Here is a 420-nt window from a genome sequence, read left to right as displayed (position 1 = left end):
CTGCGTGATGAGCGTCAGGGCAAAACACCAAAAGCCTCTCCGATAACACCAGAACAAATCGAAATACGTAAGCTGAGGAAAAAGCTACAACGCATTGAATGGAGAATGAAATATTAAAAAAGGCTACCGCGCTCTTGATGTCAGACTCCCTGAACTGTTCTCGATAATCGGGAAACTCAGAGCGCATTATCCTGTGGTCACACTCTGCCAAGTGTTCGGGGTTCATCGCAGCAGCTACAGATACTGGAAAAACCGTCCTGAAAAACCAGACGGCAGACGGGCTGTATTACGCAGTCAGGTACTTGAGCTACATGGCATCAGCCATGGTTCGGCCGGAGCAAGAAGCATCGCCACAATGGCAACCCGGAGAGGCTACCAGATGGGACGCTGGCTTGCTGGCAGGCTCATGAAAGAGCTGGG

The 420-nt window shown here is 51.0% G+C and carries 1 pseudogene; it reads left to right on the top strand.

The features are described 5' to 3' along the window. A pseudogene (locus BGK49_RS28045) lies at nucleotides 1–420 on the top strand (IS3 family transposase); the annotation flags it as partial.

Origin of the sequence: Shigella sp. FC1544 (assembly GCF_001722145.1) — a bacterium.
GTDB lineage: Bacteria > Pseudomonadota > Gammaproteobacteria > Enterobacterales > Enterobacteriaceae > Escherichia > Escherichia coli.
The sequence above is the reverse complement of the archived record's forward strand: the minus strand, read 5'-3'. Positions and strand labels throughout refer to the sequence as shown.